Below are 273 nucleotides of genomic sequence, written 5' to 3' on the forward strand. Positions count from 1 at the left end.
GTCGGAACCCTGGACTCGGCGGTCCTCTCCGATGCGACCTCCGCGCTCTTCCTGCCGGCGAGCGCCGGACTCTCGGGCGACGCCCGCTGGTATCTCCCCGACCTGTCGCTCAACTGGCCGGAGGTCGAGAAGCTGAACGAAGACGGTGTGGTCGCCTACTCGCGGTCGGTGATCCAGGAGCCGCCGGTCCTCTCGGACAAGACGAGGAGCGGGTGGTCCGGAGCAGACGACGGCGCCCTGTGGACGGTGCTCATCGTACTCATCGCCGGCGGG

The 273-nt window shown here is 69.2% G+C and carries 1 protein-coding gene; it reads left to right on the forward strand.

Annotation, left to right across the window (positions count from 1 at the left end; all coding sequences use genetic code 11):
- The coding region (locus SB753_RS37250; protein WP_410805161.1) for a hypothetical protein at positions 1 to 273 on the forward strand (273 nt) is incomplete at both ends.

Source organism: Paraburkholderia sp. SIMBA_053 (assembly GCF_046534895.1).
GTDB lineage: Bacteria > Pseudomonadota > Gammaproteobacteria > Burkholderiales > Burkholderiaceae > Paraburkholderia > Paraburkholderia caledonica.